This window comes from Collinsella sp. CLA-ER-H7, assembly GCF_040092345.1.
GTDB lineage: Bacteria > Actinomycetota > Coriobacteriia > Coriobacteriales > Coriobacteriaceae > Collinsella.
In genome coordinates, this window is the sequence record NZ_JBBNLT010000007.1 from 41,583 (window position 1) to 63,406 (window position 21,824).

The window sequence follows — 21,824 nt, forward strand, 5'->3', positions numbered from 1 at the left end:
TACGATTTGCCCGGTCGGTAGCTTTCGCGGCTACCGACCGGGCTTTTTGATACCAACGCAAAGAAAGGCCGGCGCGCTGCGTTTAACAGCGCGCCGGCCTTATCGTTTGGCTAACGAGACGGTCCCGTTATGAATTGAAGTTCGTTGCAGAAACTACGCTCGAAACGCTACATCTGCTTGCGACGACGATCGCTCAGCGTCACACCAGCGGCCACGAGCGTAATACCGCCGATGACGAACACCTCGCCCGCAAGAGCGGAATTGTCGCCAGTCTGGGCGAGCGCGGCAGGCGCAGCCTGTTTCTTGGCAACGGGGGCCTTTGCAGCAGCCTGCGCAACCTGAGGCTTGGCCTGCGGCTCAGCCTTGGGATGATACTTGTCGTACTCGGCCTGCGCGGCAGCCAGGGCATCCTTGGCATCGCCAAGCTCAGCCAGCGCGGCGGCATAGGCGTCGTTGGCATCGGACAGTTTGGCATCGGCATCGCTCAGAGCAGCCTTGAGACCAGCGGCGGCATCGACGGCAGCCTTATAGCGAGCGTAGGCAGCGTTCAGCTTGACCAGCTTCTCGTTGCCCGTCGTGCCCGCGGCAAGGGATGCCTTGTGGTCGACAGCCTCAAGATCGGCCTTGAGCGCCTCGTCGTTGGCAAGCTCTGCCTTGGCCTTGAAGATATCGAGGTTCGCATCGACGACGGCTTCGTTGGCGGCCTCGAGCTGCTTCTGGGCATCGGCGACACCGGCGACGGCAGCGTCATAGGCGGCCTTGGCGTCATCGACCGCCTTCTGGGCGCCGGCGAAGCGCTCGAAGGCCTTGTTTGCGCCGGCAAGCTCGCCCTCGGCGGCCTTGGCCTTCTCCTGTGCGTCGGACAGGGCCTGCGCCTTGGCGGCAACCGCCTGCTTGGCGTCCAAAAGAGCAGTCGCGGCCTGGACATCTGCGGCCTGGGCCTTGTCTACACCAGCCTGGGCGGCATCGTCGGCCTTCTTTGCCTCGTCAAGCGAGCCCTGCTTATTCGCAAGGCCCGCTTGGGCGGCATCGCGCTTGGCAGCAAGGTCCTTGACCGAAGCCGTGGCGTTGTCATACGCCTCATTGGCCTGTTCGGACTTTGCCTTGGCGGCATCGCGGGCGCTGCGAACCTTCGCCTTGTGAGCAGCGGCCTCGGCTGCCTTCGTCTTGCTGTCAGCAAGCGTGGCGTTTGCCTTATCGAGAGCCGCCTGGGCAGTAGCGGCCTCGGTCTTGGCAGCATCGAGGTTCTGCTTGAGGGACTCGATGTCGATTCCGCCGAGCGCGTCCTTTGCGGCGTCGTATACCGTCTTCGCGGCGGCGGTGCCGGACTTAGCCTTCTCGTACTCGCCCTTGGCGGTATTCACGTTCGTGTCTGCCGCGGTATAGGCGTCATGCGCCGCATCCTGCTTATTTACTGCTGCGAAATAAGCTTCCTTGGTAGTACCGAAGGTCTTCTGCGCTTCCGCCAGCTTATTCTGAAGCTGCTTCAGTTGCTCCTTCTGCTCCTGCGTGCCGCCTGCGTTGTATGCGGAATCGATGTAGTCGTTCAGGAGCTTCTTGAACTCGGAGACAGTGAAATCAGCCTCACTGTCAAAAGAGCTGTAATCGAAGATTGTTACCTCGGAATCGGTGTTCTTACCGCTACCGGTCGCGATGCCGATAGCCTTCGTGCCGGCATCGATGATGTTGAGATAGTGCCCGCACTCATGGTAGATGCTGCTGTAGTGCTGGTAGATATAGTAGGAATCATATCGATGGTTCCCAAGGTCACTATTCTTCTCGACGTACTTATCGAATGCCTCTTTCTCCTGGGTGTAGAGGCCGGTATATGGCCAGCCGAGGGTATCCTCGGTCTCGCCGCCGGTATATGCGCCGCCTCCGCCGGCAAGATTTTCGCCGTTGTCGAAGTAGCAGTTCGAGTGTCCCCAGATGTTCGATGAATACGATGTATTAAGGGCTGCTGCCGCAGTCATGCGGAGGCTGACGCTGAGTGCCGACTGACCGTTCGCCTTGCGGAGGTTGTTCTGGGTGTCGAGATATGTCAGGGCGTTGCGCATCTGCTCCAGGGAAAGCGGATTAGTGTCGCGGGACATGTCCTGATCGACGTACTGGTCATACCATTCGGCCTTGTCAGCGACACCGGTCAGCATCGATACGGCGTCCTGGGCGTTCTTTTTCTGCGTGGCTGTGAACTGGCTGCCGCCGATGATGTAGTTCATGAAGCCGAACATACCCTGACTGATGACTTCCTGGTCAACGGTCATGTTGGACTTTAGGTCTGCAATCTGCTGCTCAAGAGCCTCAACCTGGGCATTAGCAGCGTCATAAGCCTTTTCCGCGGCGTTCGAAGCGGCGCAGGCTGCCTCCCACTCGCTGCGCTTCTGCTTGCGAACTTCGACAAGCTTATCGTACGCGGTCTTCTTGTCTGCTTCGGTCTGCTGCGCCTTCTCGTATGCGGCCTTGGCGGCGTCGCGCTTGCTGGCGGCGGCGTTGTACTCCTTGTTTGCCGCATCGTATGCAGACTGGGCAGATGCCACAGCAGCGTTGGCGGCGTTGGCCTTCTCCTGCGCGGCAGCGACGGCAGCCTGGGCGGCCTGCAGATTCGCCTGGGCAGTAGCGTCGGCATCCGTCGCGGCATTGAGCTCCGCCTGCGCGGTCTTGAGCTCACCAGCAGCAGCGATCTTGGCGGCCTCAAGCGCACTCAGGTCGACACCCGTACCCGAGACGGCAGCATCGAGCGCGGCCTGCGCCTGGTTGAACTTCTGCTGGGCGTTATCGCGCGCGGTGGTTGCGGCTGCGAGCGCAGCGGCAGTCTCCTGCTTCTTGGCCTGGGCAGTCGTCAGAGCGGCCTCAGTGTCCTTCTTTTCCTGCTGGGCGCTAGCCTCGGCAGCCTTGGCCTGGTCCAGATTGGCCTGTGCAGTAGCAACGGCCTTATTGGCGTCATCGAGCTTTGCCTGTGCGTCCTCGACGGCCTTCTTGGCGGCCTCGTACTCGTCCATACCCATGGCCTCGAGCTTGGCCTGGGCATCATCGAGGGCCTTCTTGGCCTCATCCTGCTTTGCCTTGGCGTCCTTGAGCGCCTGGGTCTTATCCTCGACACTCTTGTTGGCTTGATCGAGCTGATCGTTCAGGTCGCCCAGCTTCTTCTGCTGCTGCTCGGTCTTTTCGACGGCGGCTTTGAGCTCGTCAATCTTCTCCTGAAGCGCGGCGACTTCTGCTGCGTTCTGCTCGATTTCGTTGTCGCTCACAGCCTGCGAGGCCTGATTCTTTTGCTGCTGCGCCTGCTTTTGAGACTGGCCCGCCGCGTCGGCCTTCTTCTGGGCGGCATCGTAGGCGGCCTGAGCGTCCTTGAGCTGCTTTGCCGACTCCTCGGCCAGCTGGGCAGCCGTCTTTACGACCGCTTGGTTACCGGCGGCAACGGTATTCTCTACAGAACTACCCCCCCCCTGAACAGAATCGCCGTTATCGGTTGACGGTGCGGCGATTGCCGCCAGCGGCGACATGAGCGGCTGAGCGATAAGGCCCGCCGTCAAAACGGTTGCGACGGCGCGGTTGGCAACGCCCTTGACGTTGACGGCCTTGGCCCGAGGCTCAAAGTGTTGTGGACTGTAGTTTGCCATGGCTTTCTCCCTTTGACACGGATGTATCCATACGTATCAAACGGTAACTGTCGATTTTTGAATTCTGTTGCGCAACATTGGCGACCAGCGTTTTTTTGAAATTCACGCTCTCGTGCTTCACAGTTTCGTCACATTTGAAGGAGCTGGTGCATCATATTCTCGCGGGATGGAATTGAGCCTGTGATTTGCATTTGCTCCCGCGTCATCCGCCCTATCGGATTCCGCATCCAACAGGCACCCCGCCCGCCGCGGTGTAGAGTATGGGCGACGGGCGAGATATGCGGCCCGTGCCAGAACGAGGTGAACATGGAACTCGATAGACAACAACTCAAGCGACTACGCGAACGCCATCACCGGCGCCACGGCATCCGTCCTGCCCATAGTGAGGCAGCCGAGCAGGCAGGCCGCTTTTTAAAGCGCGCATTCAACATTCGCGAAGGTCGCGCGCCCTACCACGTAATCCGCAAGCGCTTTGTAAACGGAGCACGCCTGACCGGCTCTCACCTGTGCATCCTCATCATCGCCATGCTCATCGCAAGCATCGGCCTCGATATCGATTCGGACATCGCCATCGTGGGCGCCATGCTCATCTGCCCGCTTATGGGATCGGTCCTTGCCATGGCATATGGCATCGCCACGCTCGACCGCGAGATTACCGTCGAAGCCGTCGCCGGCCTTGCGCTGCAGATGGTCTTTTGCCTGGTCACGTCCACGTTGTACTTTAAGCTCTCGCCCCTTGGCACCACCACGGCCGCCATCATCGACAATTCGACACCGACTGTGTGGGACCTTGCCGTCGCGCTCGCGGGCGGCTTTGCGGGCGGCCTGGGCAACTCGCGCGACCAGGAACCCGCCACGCTCATCGCCGGCGTGGCCGTGGCGACCGCGCTCATGCCACCACTGTGCGCGGCTGGCTACGGCATCGCCATCGCAAGCGGGTCACTGTTTCTCTCAGCGCTCTACGAATTTGGCATCAACGTGGTCTTTATCGCACTGGCTGCCGAAGCCGTGCTGCTTCTTTTGCGCGTGCCGCTCAAGCGCGACCTGAACGGCGACGGTATTGTGACCGCTGAGGAAGACGCCGAGGTCGACGAGCTGTCGCGCAAGGTGCGCCGCCGCATCATTGTGGGCACGGTGATTTTTGCCATCCCCTGCATCGTTATGACGGCGGGGTCTATTGGCTCGGCGCAGGCCGGCGTGCAGGACGGCTACGGCGTCACCGAGACCACGCGCGAGCTTGCCGCGGTGCTGCCGGGCTTTAAGGATTACACCGTCGCCGTCGAGACCTCGGCCACCGAAGGCGACGAGGAGGGCATCGTCGAACGTGAGATTGTCGCCCATGTGACGACAGGCGAGGCGCTTGGGGCACACGACCGTCACGTCGCCCGCAAGCTCATCGACCTCAACGTGCCTGAACTCGACCGCGTGGAGTTCGATGTGAAGTAATGCGGAGCATGGAATGGCTCCCGCGCACAGGCGCAAGTCGCGGCGAGGCTCAGACGCGACGCAGGCACAAGCAAAAAGCGGGACGTAGTTCACGTCCGCGCCCCGCTCGCTGTTTTATTGCCGTGAATCAGACGTCCGCATCGACATCGCCAAACTCCACCGTAAACGCCGGATCGGTGCTCACAAGATAAAATCGGGTCACCTCAGTATTTCTAATTAGGTAAATCTGCCCCTGATTGCGTCGGCGCGATATATATGCAACGTGAACCGTGCCGAACTCTTCGCCGTTTTCCTTCTTTAATACCAGGATATTGGGATCGTCCGTACGCTTAAACTGCCCGTCAACGCAGCTACCGTCTTTGTCGACCAGTTGCCACCGATGGTTATCCTCTTCAAGAAAGGCCAGGGTTTCCAGACTCGTCTTGTCGTCCCGATAGTAACCGTCAATGGCAAACCCTTCGGAAGCGCATTCCTGCATATAGGACGTTTCTCGGCTTATAGCAAACAGCCCTGTAGCGCCCAGGAGCACAGCCAGGCAGACCACTGCAAGGGTTATCGAAATAGCACGGCGACCCATGTTAGCCCAGCCGATAGTTGCTTAACGGAGCGCGAAACATACCTGGAACCTCCGATATCAGGGGGAAGGTCGCCAGCAGGCTGGCGACAACTATATGTTTCTGACATCAAACCATATGGCTGCCACTCGCGGAGGGGACATCGGCGAACGGCGTGTTTTCATACTCCATTGGTCAAACCTAAGCGCGGCCCTACAGCTCGTACTTGTACACACGGTAGATGTACTTCTCGGCTTCCATTTCGTAGGTGGCGATGGGCAGTCCATAGCGATCGTACTCGGCAAAGGTCTTGGCCATGCCCGATGCCACGAGCATGCTGTTCGAATTGCCGACGCGCTGCGCGCTGCTGACGTAGCCCGAGAACGGCGCCGCGATCTGGTCTTCGAGCTCGTAGGTGCGCGCTACCTCGTCTACCGTAAAGATGCGCCCAAACGAATGCGTGCCCTTGTTGTAGTCGGTCACCACCGCGGCGCCCAGCTGGCCCCAGTCGAACTTGGGGTAGCTCTCGGCCGCACCAAAGTTGTTGTCGTATAGCAGCACCTGGTAGCGACCAGTCGCTGCCGTGTCAGAACTCGGCAGATACGTCACGCTGTGCTGGCCTGCATTGAGCGAGAAATCGCCCTGGGCCTGCAATAACTTGTCTTCAAAGCCCGAGCCAGCCCATTGCCACTCCTTTCTATTTCTGGGTCCATCTTCTCACTGCTGGCGGCCGAGAATGATCCGTTTTCCTCCGACCCCGAGGGATCGTTCTTAGTACTTGAAGAAGCCCTCGCCCGAGCTTTCGCCCAGCTTGCCTTCGTCGAGCATTTTCTTGAGGACGGAGGCCATGGCCTTAAAGTTGTAGGGCATCATCATCTTTTTGAGCAGCGGGCTCACCAGGCCCGGGACCTTCTGATACTGCATAACGATGTTGTACGCCGTTTGGATGCCCACGGTGTCGAATACGCGAAACGGGCCCTTGGGAGCGCCAGTGCCGCGCGTCCATGCGAGGTCGATGCTCTTTGGGTCGCTCACGCCCGAGACATACAGGTCGAGGCCCGAAAGCAGCCATGGCACCAGCATGGAATTGAGCAGGTAGCCGTTCTTTTCCTTGTTGACGGGAAGCGCCAGCATGCGAATATCGTTAGCAAAGTCGACGAGCTCATCGAAGTAGCGCTTGTCGGTCTGGTCCTGTGCCATGACCTCGGTCATGTTGTTCTTCCAGATAGAGTTGGCAAAGTGCAGCGACAGGTACTTCTCGGGGCGGCCAGTGTACTTGGCAAAGGTACTCGGCAGTAACGTGGAGGAGTTGGTCACGACGACGGTCTTTTGCGGAAGGACCGGGGCGAGCTTCTTGTAGAAGTCAATCTTTGCCTGGGTATCCTCAGCCATAGACTCGATGACCAAATCGGCGTCGGCCACTGCCTTGGCAAGATCGAGCTCCAGCTTGAGTGTGGAGTAGGCGCGCTCAACGGCGGCGAGTGCCGCCTCTTTGTCGAAGGGCTTGCCGCTATCGGCGATACCGGAGCACCACTCGCCCGTGCCGTCCGCCATACCCTCGATTGCCGCGATGTACTCCTCGCGCACATGATCGATCTTGGGCTGGGTGCGGCCGATGCTGCCCTCGCTGCGCAGCCAAATCGTTACATCGAAGCCGCAGTAGGCAGCCTGAAAGGCAATCTGGCTTCCCAGCACGCCGCCGCCGGCAACGCAAACGGTCTTGTAGCTCATAGGAACAGTCCTCTCTTACGTAATTCCATAGATGTGTATTTATTCAACCGTAAGAGGGCTGCACACTGGGGGTGGGTTCTATAAACGGACGGTAATTTGCGGCGAACGGCTACATCTGTTCATTATCTCAGGGTTCCGAGGGCGATTTTTTGTGCCACCGAGACGTCGTTTGCGGAAGTATGCGGCAAATTCCGGAACCCTTGAGCACCCCCCGATTTTCCGCCAATAAAACCGCAGGTACAGGGCTTGGACATATTCGGTGTGCTCGGTCTATTCAGATTTTGCCGCATACTTCCGAAATCTGAGTTCGCAAAGGGTGATAGTCGGGGCGTTTACGCAACATGTGTCCAAGCAAAAACGGGTGGTAGCCGGTACGGCCACCACCCGTTTGTCTCATATCCAGCCCATAGCAGGCCAGCTACTTCTTAATGCCGCGTCCCAGGCGCTCAGCGACCGACGCCACGGCGCTCTCATCGACCGAACCGCAGCTCACGCAGCCGTCGTGGGCACGCATCTGACCGGTGACCTCGTCCATCGCGAGCGGCGCCACCTTCTCGAGCTTAAAGCCCTTGCCGGCGCGCATGTTCTCCTTTGCCACGCTGATCATGAGCTTAATACGGTTGAGCTGGTTGACCTCGGATGCACCGGGGTCGTAGTCCACCGCGACGATGTTGCTCTCGGGATGTTGGCGGCGCAGCTCCTTGATCACGGCCTTGCCCACCACGTGGTTGGGCAAGCACGCGAAGGGCTGCGTGCAGATGATGTTGGGCGCACCGTGGTCAATCAGATCGAGCATCTCAGCCGTGAGCAGCCAGCCCTCGCCCATGTTGTTGCACACCGAAAGCACCGTGCGGGCCTTATCGGCCATGGTGCCGATGCGCTCGGGCGCCTCAAAGCGGCGGGACTTTTCGAGCATCTCCTCCACCGGCGTACGCATCCAGTCCACGAGCTTGATGAGCGCCTGCATGCCCGCACGCGTTGTAGCAGAGCTACCCAGCTCATCCTTCTGCAGCTCGGCGTTGCTCATGGAGTACAGGAAGAAGTCGAGCAGGCCCGGCACCACGGCCTCGCAGCCCTCGCGCTCGATAACGTCGACCACGTGGTTGTTGGCCGTGGGATGGAACTTGACCAAGATCTCGCCGACCACGCCCACGCGCGGCTTGGTGCCCTCGCCCACGAGCGGCATGGTATCGAACGCGCGGATGGCTTCGCGGCACAGCTTGGTGTAATTATGCCTGTTGAACTTGGGCGCCAGCTTGCGGGCGCGCGCCATGTACTCCTCGTAGAGCGCATTGGCGGCACCGGGCGTAGCCTCGTACGGACGGCAACGATAGAGCATCTGCATCATCACGTCGCCAAAAAGCACCGCGTAGACTGCTTGCTTGAGCAGCGCCGGCGTAATCTTAAAGCCAGGATTATCCTCGCCGAGCGCCACGGCCGAAAGCGAGATCACCGGGATCTCGGGGTGGCCGCTCTCGCGCAGTGCCTTGCGGATGAGTGCGATGTAGTTAGTGGCACGGCAGCCGCCGCCGGTCTGGCTGATGACCACGGCCGTCTTGGACAGGTCGTATCGACCGCTCTCGATGGCCTCCATGATCTGGCCCGTCACCAGGATCGACGGATAGCAGATGTCGTTGTTCACGTAGCGCAGGCCGGCCTCGACAGCGTCGTGATCGGTCGAGGGCAGCAGCTCCAAGTTGTAGCCAGCACCACGGAACACCTCTTTGACCAGGTCAAAGTGGATCGGCGCCATCTGCGGACACAGGATGGTGTAGCCCTCCTCGCGCATCTGCTCGGTAAAGGGCACCTTTGGCCACGCGGTCGATGCGCTCTCACGCTGCGCTTCGAACGTGTACTTGCGGCTCGCGAACGCGGGGGCATCCGTGGAGGGCGCCACCGGCGCGGCGTCACCCTGCTCGTAGGCCTCGCCCGCGGCCGTGGCCTCGGCCAAGCGCTCGGCCTCCTGGTCCTTGAGCGCTGCCATGAGCGAGCGGATGCGGATGCGCGCGGCGCCCAGGTTGGACACCTCGTCGATCTTGAGCACGGTGTAGATCTTGCCACTGGCCTCCAGGATCTCCTGCACCTGGTCGGTGGTCAGAGCGTCCAGGCCGCAGCCGAAAGAGTTGAGCTGGATCAGGTCCAGGTCGTTGCGCATCGTCACAAAACGGGCGACGGCGTACAGGCGGCTGTGGTACATCCACTGGTCGACAACGCGAATCGGACGCTCGGGCTTTACCAAATGCGCGAGCGAATCCTCGGTAAAGACCGCAAAGCCAAAGCTCGAAATAAGCTCAGGCAGGGCGTGGTTGATCTCGGGGTCGTTGTGGTAAGGACGGCCGGCGAGCACAATGCCGTGGCCGCCGTGATCCTCAACCCACTTAAGGGCTTCCTCGCCCATGGTCTGGATGTCCTCGTGGAAGCGCGCATCGGCCTCAAAGGCAGCGTTGACGGCGGCATCGACCTCGGAGCGCGTGATCTTGGGACCGCGCACGCGACCGCGACCGGCCTCAGCATCGGCCACACGGTCGACGGCGAGCACCTGGTACAGACGGCGCTTGAGCTCGGTCTTATCGTGATAGGGCACAAACGGGTACAGGAACTCGATGTTCTGCTCGCGGATCTCGTCGATGTTGAGCGCCAGTGCCGTGGGGTAGCTCATGACGATGGGGCAGTTATAGCAGTTGCCAGCCGTCGGATCCTCCTTGCGCTCCCAGCGCACGCACGGCATCCAGATGAAGTCGACGTCACGGTCGATAAGGTTCATCACGTGGCCGTGGCTCATCTTGGCCGGATAGCACACGCTCTCGGACGGCATGGACTCGATGCCCGCCTGGTAAGTCTTTTTGCTCGACTGGTCGGACAGCTGCACGCTAAAGCCCAGGTGTGTAAAGAACGCGTGCCAGAAGGGGTAGTTCTCGTACATGTTGAGTGCGCGCGGGATGCCGACGGTGCCGCGCGGGGCCTCGTCGGGGCTCAGCACCTCGCGGTTAAAGAGCAGCTCGTTTTTCTTTTTGAAGAGGTTGGGGGCCTCGGTCTTCTGCTTTTTGTGGCCGGCGCCCTTCTCGCAGCGGTTGCCGGTGATAAAGCGCCTGCCGCCGCCAAAGTCGTTGACGGTAAGCTGGCAGTTGTTGGAGCAACGGCCGCAGCGGACATGCTTTTGCGTCACGGTGAGGTGCGCGATGTCCTCGGCAGAAAGAATGGTCGAAGTGCCGTCGGCGCCGGCGCGATCGCGGGCGAGCAGGGCAGCGCCATAGGCGCCCATGCAGCCGGCGATGTCGGGGCGCACGGCGTGGACGCCGGTGAGCTGCTCAAACGCGCGCAGCGTGGCGTCGGACATAAAGGTGCCGCCCTGGACGATCACCTGGCTGCCGATCTCCTTGGGGTCGCGCAGCTTAATGACCTTGAACAGGGCATTCTTGATGACGGAATAGGACAGGCCGGCCGCGATGTCGCCCACCGTGGCGCCTTCCTTTTGCGCCTGCTTGACGCGCGAGTTCATAAAGACTGTGCAGCGACTTCCCAGATCGACCGGAGCCTTGGCATGGATAGCGGCGTCGGCGAACGCGCGAACGTCCATGTTCATAGACACGGCGAAGCTCTCGATAAAGCTACCGCAACCCGACGAGCAGGCCTCGTTGAGCATGATGTGCTCGATGACGCCGTCCTTCACGCGCAGGCACTTCATGTCCTGGCCGCCAATGTCCAGAATGAACTCGACGCCGGGCAGGAACGCCTTGGCGCCGCGCAGGTGCGCGACGGTCTCGATCTCGCCGGAGTCGGCCTTGAGGGCCTCGATGAGCAGCGCCTCACCGTAGCCCGTGGTGGTCACGTGGCCGATGGTGCAGCCCGCGGGGATGTGGTTGTAGAAATCGGCCATGATGACCTTGGCCGTGCCTAGGATGTCGCCGTTGTTGTTGCCGTACCAGGTGTGCAGCAGCTGACCGTCCTCGCCCACGAGCGCGGCCTTCATGGTGGTGGAGCCGGCGTCGATGCCGATGAACACGCGTCCGGTGTAGCCTTCGAGCTTGCCCTTGGGGACGACCTCGGTGTCGTGGCGGGTCTTGAACTCGGCAAAGTCCTCGTCGGTGGCAAAGAGCGGATCCAGACGCTCGACCTCGGCACCCTGCGTGTCACCCAGGGCATCGATGGCCCCGATGAGCTGCGGGAACGTGCTGAGCTTGTTGGACTCGTGCGCCATGGCGGCGCCGCTCGCCACAAACAGGTGAGCGTTTTGGGGCACGATACGGTGCTCCTCGTCCAGATTGAGCGTGAGGTAGAAGCGGTGGCGCAGCTCGGAGAGATACTGCAGCGGGCCGCCCAGGAAAGCGACGTTGCCGCGGATGGGACGGCCGCACGCCAGGCCCGAGATGGTCTGGGTCACGACGGCCTGGAAGATGGAGGCGGCCACGTCCTCGGGGCGGGCGCCCTCGTTGAGCAGCGGCTGCACGTCGGTCTTGGCAAAAACGCCGCAGCGGCTAGCGATGGGATAGATGGTGGTGGCGTTGGCCGCGAGCTCGTTGAGGCCGCTGGCGTCGGTGTGCAGCAGAGTGGCCATCTGATCGATGAAGGCGCCCGTGCCGCCGGCGCAGGTGCCGTTCATGCGCTGCTCGATGCCGTTGTCGAAGTAGATGATCTTGGCGTCCTCGCCGCCCAGCTCGATGGCGACATCGGTGGCCGGGATGAGGGTCTCGACGGCACGCTTGCTGGCGATGACCTCCTGGACAAACTCCAGGTCGAGCCACTGGGACAGCAGCAGGCCGCCCGAGCCGGTAATGGCGCAGGTCATCTGGGCCGTCGGCAGCACGGTCGCAGCGCCCTCGAACAGGTCGCGGGCGCAGGCGCGGACGTCGGTGTGGTGGCGCTGGTACTTGGCGTAGACGATCTGGTTGTCGTCGTTGAGCACGGCGAGCTTAACGGTGGTGGAGCCCACGTCGATGCCCAGGTGCAGGTTGCCGTGGGCGGCCTCGGGGTTGAAAATCGCGCCTTCGGGGGCCTGAGCGGCGGCTACGGGCTCAGCAGCGGCGGCGGGCTCGCTGACGACGGACGTCTCCCCTGCCACGTTCTTGGCATCGGCAACTGCCTCGGCAACTTTCTCGGCAGCCGCGGTCGCGGCCTTCTGCGCGGCGTCCACCACGGCGGGCGCGGCCTCGCGTGCGGCAGCGACCATGCGGTCCTTGATGCCCTCGACGAGTTTGCTCATTGTCTCTCCTCTTAGTTGTTGGACTCGACGGTTGCGGTGGTGTCGACCGCGTCCTCGAGCTGCAGATTCAATAGCTTCATGCCGTATTCCGGCACGTTGATATCGATGGGTTGGCCATACAGGTCACCAGGGCGCACAAAAGCGAGCACTGTCATAATGCGCGCCATGGCCTCGGGCGATTCGGTGAGCCCACGCTCAAACCAGCGCTGAATCATGCCGACCTCGGCACTCACGACGTAGGTGACGTAGTAGTCAAAGAACGTGCCCAGCGCCAGGCCCAAAATGCCCGTCTGTGCACGCGGCACCACGGCCTCGCGTGCGGTATCGATGATCTTTTTAATAAAGGCGGGGTCGCCGCCCGGGCCCAGCAGGGCCCCGATAAGGTCGCGATTAGCCGCAAGATAGCGAAGCAGCTCAACCGAACCGGGTGCCGGCTCGAGCTCGTCGATGTTGCGGTAAAGATCGGGTAATTGAGCTGCGGTGATAAGCTCCACCCGCTCACGAATCTCGGCAAGCAGGCCGTTCTCGATCTGGCTGATAAAGTCGGGGATATCGCGGTAGTGCGAATAGAACGTACGGCGCGTAAGACCGGCGCGCTCGGTGAGCGACGCGACGTTAATGCGCGAAAGGTCGCCGCTTTCGGCAAGCTCGCTGGCAAGCGCCTGGCGAAGGGCACGCTGCGAGCGAAGGGACCGGCGATCGCATTTCTCGAGCTGGGACAAGCGTCCTCCTTGTTACTCAGCCTGTGCGCTATTACACAGTGCGAGTATTATTGCACACCGTGTGCATCAACACGTAAAGGCAATATTTGGGTTGTGACAAAGGGACGGTCCCTTTGTCACATTCAGCGACCGCCTAGGTTGTGCCAGTTGTGCCTGGCTTTTGAAGCGGCATTGCCGATTGTTCAAAATGTCATTCGTGGGTAGAATAGTGTCGACGGCAGCCCAAGTTCTGGAAAGCTGGGCAGCGCCGTTGTTTGCATTAGGGGGTCAACGCCTTAGCGGCGGCGACCCCTTCTGTTGCGCTTCGAACGCTGCTTGAGTGCCTCGGAAAGGCCGACAAGTGCCGTGAAGAACGAGACCAAAGCGGTCAGAAGTCTCACGAAATCAATCAAATCGGTCATGGGCATCACCTCCCATCAGATGGAGGGCGCTGCCCGACACATGGAGCTGCCGTCAACGATACCGATTCTATCAAAACTTAGTTATATATACGAATATATGTTCGCATGCCAAAGGTGCAGGGTTCTCGTGAAAAAGGGGCTGTCCCTTTGTCACATTATTCGATGACGGTGCGGGAATTTTGCTTGTGCATGGTGGCGAGCATGTGTTTGGGGACGGCGTGGACCATGCAGCTGCCGATGGTCGCGCTCGCGGCGGCCTTGGCGGCATCGCTTGCGTTTTTGGTCGCGTAGCTGTGGCGGAAGCGTTTGAGCATGGCAATGTCGTTGCCGCCGTCGCCGTAGACCGCGACCTCGTCCTCGGCAATACCGTAGTAGCCCGCCAGCCACGCCACGCTCTCGCCCTTGTTGCACGCCACGTCCGTGATCTCGAACATCACCGGATCGAACGGCGCGTTGACCACACGGTCCGATCGCTCAGCCAAATATGCCTTAAGGTCGCGCTCCAGCTCGGGCGAGGTCACGCGGCAGTTGATTTTGCACACGTCATGACGCAGGATGTCACCGATCGACTGATCGAAATACTGCTCCTCGTGATACCCGCCACGTGCACGCATGCCGCGCATCACGATGCGCTTGATAGGACTGTCCTTTTTAAAGCCCGCCTGGTGCATCTCAAACGATCCGCTCGAGAACATGCCGTCAGGCGTGGAGCAGTCGAAGCAAATGTCCGGGAACGCCTTGAGCAGCTCCTCGGTAACCTGCGGGTCGATGGTCCAGGTCTTGAGCACTTCGCCATGGCTGTTGCGCACGATGGACCCATTGGAGCAGCAAGCGTCAAGCGCCAGGCCCGTAAAGCCATGCTCGCCGATTGGCAACGTCGAGCGCCCGGTCGCGGGAACCACATGCAGGCCAGCCTCGGTCAGCTCGCGAATGGCACGGCGGATGGTCCCATCCGCCTCGTGCAGGGCGTTCAGCAGCGTTCCGTCTAAGTCACTCGCAAACATCTTGATCATGGGCATGCCTCTCCTTCGTCTGCACGATATTGTAGACGAGAACGGGCGCGCCCCAAGAGAGGCACGCCCGTCAGGCGAAAGATTGTCCTACACCGCAGCGGGGCCGTGTTCGCCGGTACGGATGCGGATAACCTCCTCGACCGACTCGACCCAGATCTTGCCGTCGCCGACGGCACCGGTGCGAGCGGCGTTGCAGATAATCTCGACAATGCCGTCGACATGCTCATCGGCGCAAATGAGCGTGAACTGCACCTTAGGGATCGTGTTGACAAGCAACTCGTTGCCGCGCACGTATTCCTTCCAGCCATGCTGTGCACCGCAGCCCTGCACCTGGTTGATAGTCATGCCACGAACATCGGCAGCAAACAGCGCGTCTTTAAGAACCTCAAGCTTTTCGGCACGAACGATCGCCGTAATTTTCTTCATAGTGAATTCCTCTCTTTAATAAAGAAATGAATTGCTCATTCATGTGGCACGGGTTTTCCAAATGCCGCAAACCAACCTCAGAGATCAAAAAGTTCAACTGACTGGTCTTAGCAGGTTTCCCAAGTGCCGCAGATTGCCGTGAAAGAGGAGCGAAGCGTACTTAAGTACGTGAGCGACGATTGAACGGCAAGGTGCGGTGCTTGGGGAAGCTGCTAATCGAGTCCGGAGAACGAGGGATACGCGCTTTCGCCGTGTTGACTCGCATCCAGGCCCAGCGCCTCGTCGGCCTCGTCCACGCGCAGGCTACCGTGGAACAGCGCCTTGACCACCGCGGCGATCACCAAGTCGAGCATCAGCACAATAACGACCGTCACCACAATGCCCAGAACCTGCGAGACAAGCAGCGACACGTCGCCCGTGTAGAACAGGCCGCCCTTACCGGTCCACGAGAGCTCCGGCACGCAGAACAGGCCCGTGAGCACACCGCCCAAGATGCCGCCGATACCGTGGCAACCGAACGCGTCGAGCGCATCGTCGTAGCCGAACTTGGTCTTAAGATGGCTGATGGCCAGGTAGCAGACGGGCGATACGATCAGGCCCATGACCAGCGCCGCCCACGGCTCAACAAAGCCCGCACCCGGCGTAACCACCATAAGGCCCGCAACCAAACCGGTGCTAGCACCCACCAGCGTGGGACGACCGGTGTGCACGCGCTCAACGACAAGCCACGAGACCATGCCCGCCGCGCTGGCCGTCACGGTGTTGAGGATGGCGAGTGCCGCCACGGCGTCGGCCTTAAACTCGCTGCCGCCGTTAAAGCCAAACCAACCAAACCAAAGTAGACCGGCGCCCAGCGCCACAAACGGCACGTTATGCGGACGGTAGCTCACCATGCCAAAGCCGCGACGACGGCCGAGCATTAAGCAGAGAATCAGGCCCGTGAGACCGGACGAAATGTGTACCACGTCGCCGCCGGCAAAGTCGAGCGCGCCGATGATGTCGCCGATAAAGGGACCATCGCCGCCCCAAACCATGTGGGCGAGCGGCGCATAGACCACGAGCAGCCAAATGCCCAGGAAGGCCGTCATGGCACCAAACTTAACGCGGCCGGCCAGGCTGCCCGTGACGATAGCGGCCGTGATCATGGCAAACGCCATCTGGAAGGCGATGTTGATGATCTGAGGGTAGACGGCACCGTCCGCGGGATTGCCCTCGGCCGCCTGCAGCACCTGGTTGAGTACCGGCAGGCACAGCAGCTGGTCAAGGCCTCCAATAAACGGGTTCGCGCCGTCGCCACCATAGGCCAGCGACCAGCCGGCGACAATCCACAGCACACCAACCAAACCAATGGCGCCAAAGCACATAAGCATGGTGTTGATGACATTTTTGCGCCTGGACAGGCCGCCATAGAAAAACGCCAGACCCGGTGTCATTAAAAACACGAGCATGGTGCAGATGAGCATAAACGTTGTCGATCCCGTATCGTACATTCGCTCCCCCTTGGTCGCATGAACGTTGTCGGCGCCCATCATGCGGCCGAGGGCCAACTGGTGTAGACCAGATACGGCGTTGTTAAACGCTGCGTTGTCGAATGGAAACGGTGCCGCAATCTTGGAAACGGCACGGCAACGGGCGCGAAACGAACGGGAAACGTGCGAGCGAGAAGGGCGCGCTTGGCTCCGCTCTGGCTAGCGCCGGAACAGCTCGCGGGCTCGGTCGCGGAGGTCGGTAGCTCGGATGACGCCCTCGTAACGATTGATGCGCAGACGCGGGAAGGCGTTAAAGAAGCGTAGGTCGCGGCGGCTGAGTGACACGCTCGGCACCGGACGGCTCATGCGCTTGCCGGTACGGAGACGGGTGAGCGACGGACGGGGCACGCTCGGCGCGGCATCGGCCACGCGGCTGGCAGCGAGCGCCAGGCCGCGAGCACCATCCGAGATAAACGTCGGCATCGAAGCCTTCTCGCGCAGGGCATCGAGCGCCGCGTCGCCCAGCTCGGCCAGCCAAGCGTTAACGGCGCGACCGCGGATATGCGTCTGCGCCACCGAGTCGATCGCCGAATCGGGAATACGTTCGAGCATAGAGTCGGAGGCGTCGGCAAGCGACTCATTGATGCGGTCGGCAAGGTCGGCACGCACACGCTCAAGCTGATCGGACAGACGCCGCCAGCTCGCCAACGAGCACACCGCGTCGACCATCATCGCGACCGCGACGATAAAGGCGGACAGCCGCACAATCAGCACCGGCAGATGGCCAAGCAGCCCCAGCAATGCCGGCTCCACTAAACGGCAAATACACAACGCACCCAAGCCAAACGCGCAGGCCCAGTACAGGCAGATGCGTCCGTGCAAGTTAAACGGCAGGTGCGAGTAATCCCAAAAGCGAGCGCCCGTTGTTTTTTCCAACAGCACGCCTACGCTGTACTCAATCACGCTGCATACGAGCGCTGCAGCGACAAACTGGCTCGAGGCATCCGGAATCCCACGCAACAGCAGCCAGCAGGCAATGCCGCCCACACCATAGATAGGACAACACGGCCCCAGCAAAAAGCCACTGTTGGCAAATCGTCCGTGATTGAGCATGGCGCATACTGTCGACTCCCATGCCCAACCGCAAAACCCGTAAAAGACAAACGAGAGCACCAGTGCCGAGAGTGGGCAGGCGGCAAGCGTCGCGCCGTCAAATGCCATGTCGATCGCGGTCCCCACCGTCTACCCTCTCCTCTTTTCACTCGATTCGCTGCTCACGCCATCGTCCGCCTCGTCCTTGCGCGGCAGGCGGCCGGCGACTGTCTCACGCAGCGCGCACCATTTATCTGCCAGGCACACAATCCATGCCTCACGACACGTCGGCGGCACCGGCACCAGCGGAAACATATGGCGCACGATAATATTCCGCTCGCGCGACGTCAGCTCAAAATCTTCCTCCGCACGCGCCAGAGCAAAAAACGGGTGGCGAAAGCCATGTAGCCGATGGCTTGGGTCGGGATCGTGCCAGTCATAGAGAAAGTAGTCGTGCAGCAAGGCCCCGCGCAGCAACGAAGCACGGTCGACCGAAATGCCAGCACGGCCCAAGCGCTCGGCAAAGGACAGGCTCGCCCGCGCCACCGAGGTCACATGTGCATAGACCGTCACGTCACCATGCTGGATAAACTCGCGCGTCAGGTCCAAGCGGCCCGCCTGGGCGAGCTGGCGGGCGGCATCGTCGACCTCGTGCACGATTTTCTCGGCACGAACGGCATCGGACATGCTGCCTCCTTCCAGCGGCTCACGGCGGCAAGCCACGGCCTGCACGTATTGAATAAAATCATCATCGAATCTATCAGTATGGCATCGGACAAAACGTTTTGCCCCGCCAGTTGGCGAATTACCGCGCCGCCGTCACATATCAAACGCCAAAATGTGCGAGACTGTTTTGTGCAATTGTGCCGGCCGAGGGAGCGCCGGCGCTCGATTCGCATGGAGTAACCCACAACGATGCTGCTTACGCAAACGACAACGCCCGAGGACGTCAAGGCTCTTAATCGCGCCGAGCTCCCGCAGCTCTGCGGCGAGATCCGCCAGGCAATCCTCGAAAGCTCCGCCGCCGTCGGCGGGCACGTTGCCCCCAACCTGGGCGTCGTTGAGCTTACGGTTGCGCTTCATCGCGTGTTTAACTCCCCCATCGACAAGATTGTCTTTGACGTTTCGCACCAGACCTACGCCCACAAGACGCTGACGGGGCGCGCGTACACTTATATCGATCCGGAGCGTTATGGTGAGGCTTCTGGCTTTGCCAATCCCGACGAGTCCGAGCATGACCTGTTTGCCATGGGGCACACCTCCACGTCGGTGAGCCTGGGCTGCGGCCTGGCGCACGCCCGCGATCTGGCGGGCGACAGCTACAACGTCATCACCATCATTGGCGACGGCTCGCTTTCGGGCGGCTTGGCGTTTGAGGGCTTCAACAATGCCGCCGAACTCGACGGCAACCTGATCATCATCGTCAACGATAACGACCAGTCCATCGCCGAGAACCACGGTGGCCTCTATCGCAATCTGGCCGAGCTGCGCACCAGCAACGGCACCTGTGAGCGCAACGTTTTCCGCGCGATGGGGCTCGACTACCGCTATCTGGACGCCGGTAACGATGTGTTGGCCCTAGTCGACACGCTGCAGGAGCTGCACGATATCGATCACCCCATCGTGCTGCACGTCTCCACCGCCAAGGGCAAGGGCTTTGAGCCAGCCCAGAACGACCCCGAACGCTGGCATCACGTGGGTCCGTTTGACATGGCAACCGGGCGCAAGCTCTGCCCGGGCCATCCGAGCGAGCCTGCGCCGCGCACCTATGCCGACATTACGGGCGAGGCGCTCAGCGCCGCCATCGAGCGCGATCCACAGGTCGTTGGCATCACGGCCGCCACGCCCTACATCATGGGCTTTACGCCCGAGCTTCGCGCTGCCGCCGGCAAACAGTTCGTCGATGTGGGCATTGCCGAGGAGCACGCCGTGACCTTTGCCACCGCGCTTGCGCGCTCGGGCGCCAAGCCAGTCTTTGGTGTGTACGGTACGTTTTTGCAGCGCGCCTACGACGAGCTGTGGCACGACCTGTGCCTCAACGACGCCCCCGCAACCATTTTGGTGTTTGGTGCGTCAATCTTTGGCACCACGTCCGAGACGCATCTTTCGTTCTTTGATATTTCCATGTTGGGCGGTCTTCCCAACATGCACTACTTGGCGCCGGCCTGCATGGAGGAATATCTGTCCATGCTGAGCTGGTCGCTCGACCACCGCGAGCATCCCGTGGCAATCCGCGTACCGGGCATCGGCCTGGTAAGCCGCCCCGACCTTGCGCCCGCCGAAGACACCGACTACAGCGCCGTTCGCTACAACGTGGTGCGTCAGGGCCGCGACGTTGCCGTGCTCGCGCTTGGCGATTTCTTTGAGCTGGGTGAGCGCGTGGCAAACCGTCTGACTGCCGAGTACGGCATCGAGGCCACGCTCGTCAACCCGCGCTTTGCAACCGAGCTCGACCGCGAGTTCCTCGACAGTCTTGCCGCCGAGCATCGCGTCGTCGTCACCCTCGAGGACGGCATCTTGGACGGCGGCTGGGGCGAGCGCGTGGCATGCTATCTGGCATGCACGCCGTTGCGCACGCGCACCTTCGGCATCGCCAAGGGCTTCCCCGACCGCTACGACCCCAACGAACTGCTCGCGCAGAACGGCATGACGGTCGAGAACATGGCCGCCGAAGCCGTAAGGCTACTCAACGAGTAAAAAACCTCCGCAAGGAAAGCATCCCTGCGGAGGTTTTTATTTTCGCGACGCGATTATCTCAATCTGTAACATCTAGGGCCCGAATTCCCGTCTAACTGTTACAGATTGAGACAAAGCAGCAAGGCATGCCGCCGCACCGACCATGCCGTCTGCAAAGCGCTATCTCAGCTGCAATAAGCGACGTTTGCCCAGATAAAACCTGCCAAAATAAACCAGTCCCTTTTTGGTAGGTAGAATAACCCATAAGACAAGTATGTTTCTGAGTTATTTCGTGTTGACCCATTTGAGCGCGATAGGGTATAACTCTACTCAACCGCTAGGGATTTTATTGAGAAAGGTGTTCTACCATGAGCAAGAACCTCTCCCAGCAGGTCGTTCTCGACCGCCGCGGCTTCGTTGCCGCCACCTTCGCAACCGTCGCCGGCCTTGGTCTTGCCGGCTGCTCTGACACCAGCGCCGAGGCCGACAAGGGTTCCGCCGCCGGTTCCTCCAAGAGCTCCGAGGATACCGAGGTTTCCGCCACGCTCGATGCCAAGGCATTCGACAAGCTCGTCAACGACGGCCCCAAGGCCGATGACGACGCCATCGCCGCCAGCACCTGGGCGACGGCCGTCAAGGACGCCGGCGTCTTTAATATCGGTGGCGTTCAGACCTCCACGCTCTTCTCCCTCCTCAACGAGAAAGACGGTCAGACCCGCGGCTTCGACGCCGGTATCGCACAGCTCCTGTCCAACTACATTCTGGGCGAGAACAAGGTCGAGATCACCCAGGTGACCTCGGACACGCGCGAGTCTGTCCTGCAGAACGGCCAGGTCGACGCTGTCTTTGCCACCTACACCATTACCGATGAGCGCAAGAAGCTCGTCTCCTTTGCCGGGCCCTATTACTACACGCAGCAGGCCATCCTGGTGCTTGCCGATAACGACGACATCAAGAGCGTCGACGACCTGGCCGACAAGAGCGTCGCCGTCCAGTCCGGCTCCAACGGCCCCGCCATCCTGGAGGAGCTCGCTCCCAAGGCCAGCCAGCAGGAGTTCAAGACCGACGAGGAGGCCCGCCAGGCACTCCAGCAGGGCCGCGTTGACGCCTACGTCATCGATAACAACATGCAGCAGAGCGCCCTGGTCCGCGAGCCTGGTAAGTACAAGATCGCCGGCAAGCCCTTCGGCAGCAAGGAGCCCTACGGCATCGGCCTGCCGCTCGATTCCGACGGCGTCGCCTTTGTCAACGACTTCCTTAAGAAGATCGAGGACGACGGCACCTGGACCAAGCTGTGGCAGATCTGCATCGGCGACCGTACGGGCGACACCAATGTTCCCGAGCTGCCCGAGATCGGCGCCTAGGCAGCGAGCCTGCTAACGGCCGCAACGAAACCATACGGAAACGCATGATGCGCTTTATTGCGGTAAACTGTTTCCTCACTGAGTTGTCGGGGCTTCCGTACACACGGGAG

Annotated in this window: 14 protein-coding genes and 1 pseudogene; 3 read left to right on the forward strand and 12 right to left on the reverse strand. The window is 60.9% G+C overall.

The window, feature by feature from the left end; translation table 11 throughout:
- Positions 1 to 167: 167 nt before the first annotated feature.
- The gene (locus tag AAAX75_RS05445) at positions 168 to 3,620 is read right to left on the reverse strand and encodes a CAP domain-containing protein (protein WP_349091343.1); all 3,453 of its coding nucleotides are present in this window, start codon (positions 3,618 to 3,620) and stop codon (positions 168 to 170) included.
- Between the two features lie 306 nt (positions 3,621 to 3,926).
- Here AAAX75_RS05445 and AAAX75_RS05450 point away from each other — a divergent pair, with 306 nt between their 5' ends.
- Complete coding sequence (locus AAAX75_RS05450; protein ID WP_349091344.1) at positions 3,927 to 5,066, forward strand: DUF389 domain-containing protein; 1,140 nt, start codon at positions 3,927 to 3,929, stop codon at positions 5,064 to 5,066.
- Positions 5,067 to 5,193: 127 nt separating this feature from the next.
- Here the strand turns inward: AAAX75_RS05450 and AAAX75_RS05455 are convergent, their stop codons facing one another.
- The 11 genes and pseudogenes from AAAX75_RS05455 to AAAX75_RS05505 all read right to left on the reverse strand — a co-directional run bounded on the left by AAAX75_RS05455 (position 5,194) and on the right by AAAX75_RS05505 (position 18,361).
- Positions 5,194 to 5,643 (reverse strand): hypothetical protein, encoded by a 450-nt coding sequence (locus AAAX75_RS05455; RefSeq protein WP_349091346.1) that lies wholly within the window; start codon positions 5,641 to 5,643, stop codon positions 5,194 to 5,196.
- A 190-nt stretch (positions 5,644 to 5,833) separates the two neighbouring features.
- Positions 5,834 to 6,295, reverse strand: a pseudogene (locus tag AAAX75_RS05460) (aryl-sulfate sulfotransferase); the annotation flags it as partial.
- A gap of 96 nt (positions 6,296 to 6,391) precedes the next feature.
- The gene (locus AAAX75_RS05465) at positions 6,392 to 7,351 is read right to left on the reverse strand and encodes a 3-hydroxyacyl-CoA dehydrogenase (protein ID WP_271758444.1); all 960 of its coding nucleotides are present in this window, start codon (positions 7,349 to 7,351) and stop codon (positions 6,392 to 6,394) included.
- Between the two features lie 418 nt (positions 7,352 to 7,769).
- On the reverse strand, positions 7,770 to 12,551 hold the full coding sequence (locus AAAX75_RS05470; protein ID WP_349091347.1) for an acyl-CoA dehydratase activase-related protein: 4,782 nt from the start codon (positions 12,549 to 12,551) through the stop codon (positions 7,770 to 7,772).
- Positions 12,552 to 12,562: 11 nt separating this feature from the next.
- Entirely contained in the window at positions 12,563 to 13,273 is a 711-nt protein-coding gene (locus AAAX75_RS05475) for a TetR-like C-terminal domain-containing protein (RefSeq protein WP_349091348.1), read from the reverse strand.
- Positions 13,274 to 13,548: 275 nt separating this feature from the next.
- Positions 13,549 to 13,674, reverse strand: coding sequence for a hypothetical protein (locus AAAX75_RS05480; protein ID WP_022094649.1), 126 nt, complete (start codon positions 13,672 to 13,674; stop codon positions 13,549 to 13,551).
- 155 nt (positions 13,675 to 13,829) lie between these two features.
- Positions 13,830 to 14,687: an HAD family hydrolase gene (locus AAAX75_RS05485; protein ID WP_349091349.1), complete on the reverse strand. Its 858-nt coding sequence runs from the start codon at positions 14,685 to 14,687 to the stop codon at positions 13,830 to 13,832.
- Positions 14,688 to 14,774: 87 nt separating this feature from the next.
- Entirely contained in the window at positions 14,775 to 15,113 is a 339-nt protein-coding gene (locus AAAX75_RS05490) for a P-II family nitrogen regulator (RefSeq protein ID WP_349091350.1), read from the reverse strand.
- A 212-nt stretch (positions 15,114 to 15,325) separates the two neighbouring features.
- Positions 15,326 to 16,603, reverse strand: coding sequence for an ammonium transporter (locus AAAX75_RS05495; RefSeq protein ID WP_349091351.1), 1,278 nt, complete (start codon positions 16,601 to 16,603; stop codon positions 15,326 to 15,328).
- A gap of 198 nt (positions 16,604 to 16,801) precedes the next feature.
- On the reverse strand, positions 16,802 to 17,821 hold the full coding sequence (locus tag AAAX75_RS05500; RefSeq protein WP_349091352.1) for a putative ABC transporter permease: 1,020 nt from the start codon (positions 17,819 to 17,821) through the stop codon (positions 16,802 to 16,804).
- A 3-nt stretch (positions 17,822 to 17,824) separates the two neighbouring features.
- A complete protein-coding gene (locus AAAX75_RS05505; RefSeq protein ID WP_349091353.1) occupies positions 17,825 to 18,361 on the reverse strand; it encodes an HD domain-containing protein in 537 nt (178 codons plus the stop codon).
- 228 nt (positions 18,362 to 18,589) lie between these two features.
- Here AAAX75_RS05505 and AAAX75_RS05510 point away from each other — a divergent pair, with 228 nt between their 5' ends.
- Entirely contained in the window at positions 18,590 to 20,371 is a 1,782-nt protein-coding gene (locus AAAX75_RS05510) for a 1-deoxy-D-xylulose-5-phosphate synthase (RefSeq protein WP_349091355.1), read from the forward strand.
- A 347-nt stretch (positions 20,372 to 20,718) separates the two neighbouring features.
- Positions 20,719 to 21,714: a glutamate ABC transporter substrate-binding protein gene (locus AAAX75_RS05515; RefSeq protein WP_349091356.1), complete on the forward strand. Its 996-nt coding sequence runs from the start codon at positions 20,719 to 20,721 to the stop codon at positions 21,712 to 21,714.
- Positions 21,715 to 21,824 lie beyond the last annotated feature (110 nt).

Coding starts and splice junctions, on each gene's coding strand:
- AAAX75_RS05510 (WP_349091355.1), top strand. CDS start 18,590: ATGCTGCTTACGCAAACGACAACGCCCGAGGACGTCAAGGCTCTTAAT.
- AAAX75_RS05485 (WP_349091349.1), bottom strand. CDS start 14,687: ATGATCAAGATGTTTGCGAGTGACTTAGACGGAACGCTGCTGAACGCC.
- AAAX75_RS05505 (WP_349091353.1), bottom strand. CDS start 18,361: ATGTCCGATGCCGTTCGTGCCGAGAAAATCGTGCACGAGGTCGACGAT.
- AAAX75_RS05490 (WP_349091350.1), bottom strand. CDS start 15,113: ATGAAGAAAATTACGGCGATCGTTCGTGCCGAAAAGCTTGAGGTTCTT.
- AAAX75_RS05495 (WP_349091351.1), bottom strand. CDS start 16,603: ATGTACGATACGGGATCGACAACGTTTATGCTCATCTGCACCATGCTC.
- AAAX75_RS05465 (WP_271758444.1), bottom strand. CDS start 7,351: ATGAGCTACAAGACCGTTTGCGTTGCCGGCGGCGGCGTGCTGGGAAGC.
- AAAX75_RS05480 (WP_022094649.1), bottom strand. CDS start 13,674: ATGACCGATTTGATTGATTTCGTGAGACTTCTGACCGCTTTGGTCTCG.
- AAAX75_RS05455 (WP_349091346.1), bottom strand. CDS start 5,643: ATGGGTCGCCGTGCTATTTCGATAACCCTTGCAGTGGTCTGCCTGGCT.
- AAAX75_RS05515 (WP_349091356.1), top strand. CDS start 20,719: ATGAGCAAGAACCTCTCCCAGCAGGTCGTTCTCGACCGCCGCGGCTTC.
- AAAX75_RS05450 (WP_349091344.1), top strand. CDS start 3,927: ATGGAACTCGATAGACAACAACTCAAGCGACTACGCGAACGCCATCAC.
- AAAX75_RS05445 (WP_349091343.1), bottom strand. CDS start 3,620: ATGGCAAACTACAGTCCACAACACTTTGAGCCTCGGGCCAAGGCCGTC.
- AAAX75_RS05470 (WP_349091347.1), bottom strand. CDS start 12,551: ATGAGCAAACTCGTCGAGGGCATCAAGGACCGCATGGTCGCTGCCGCA.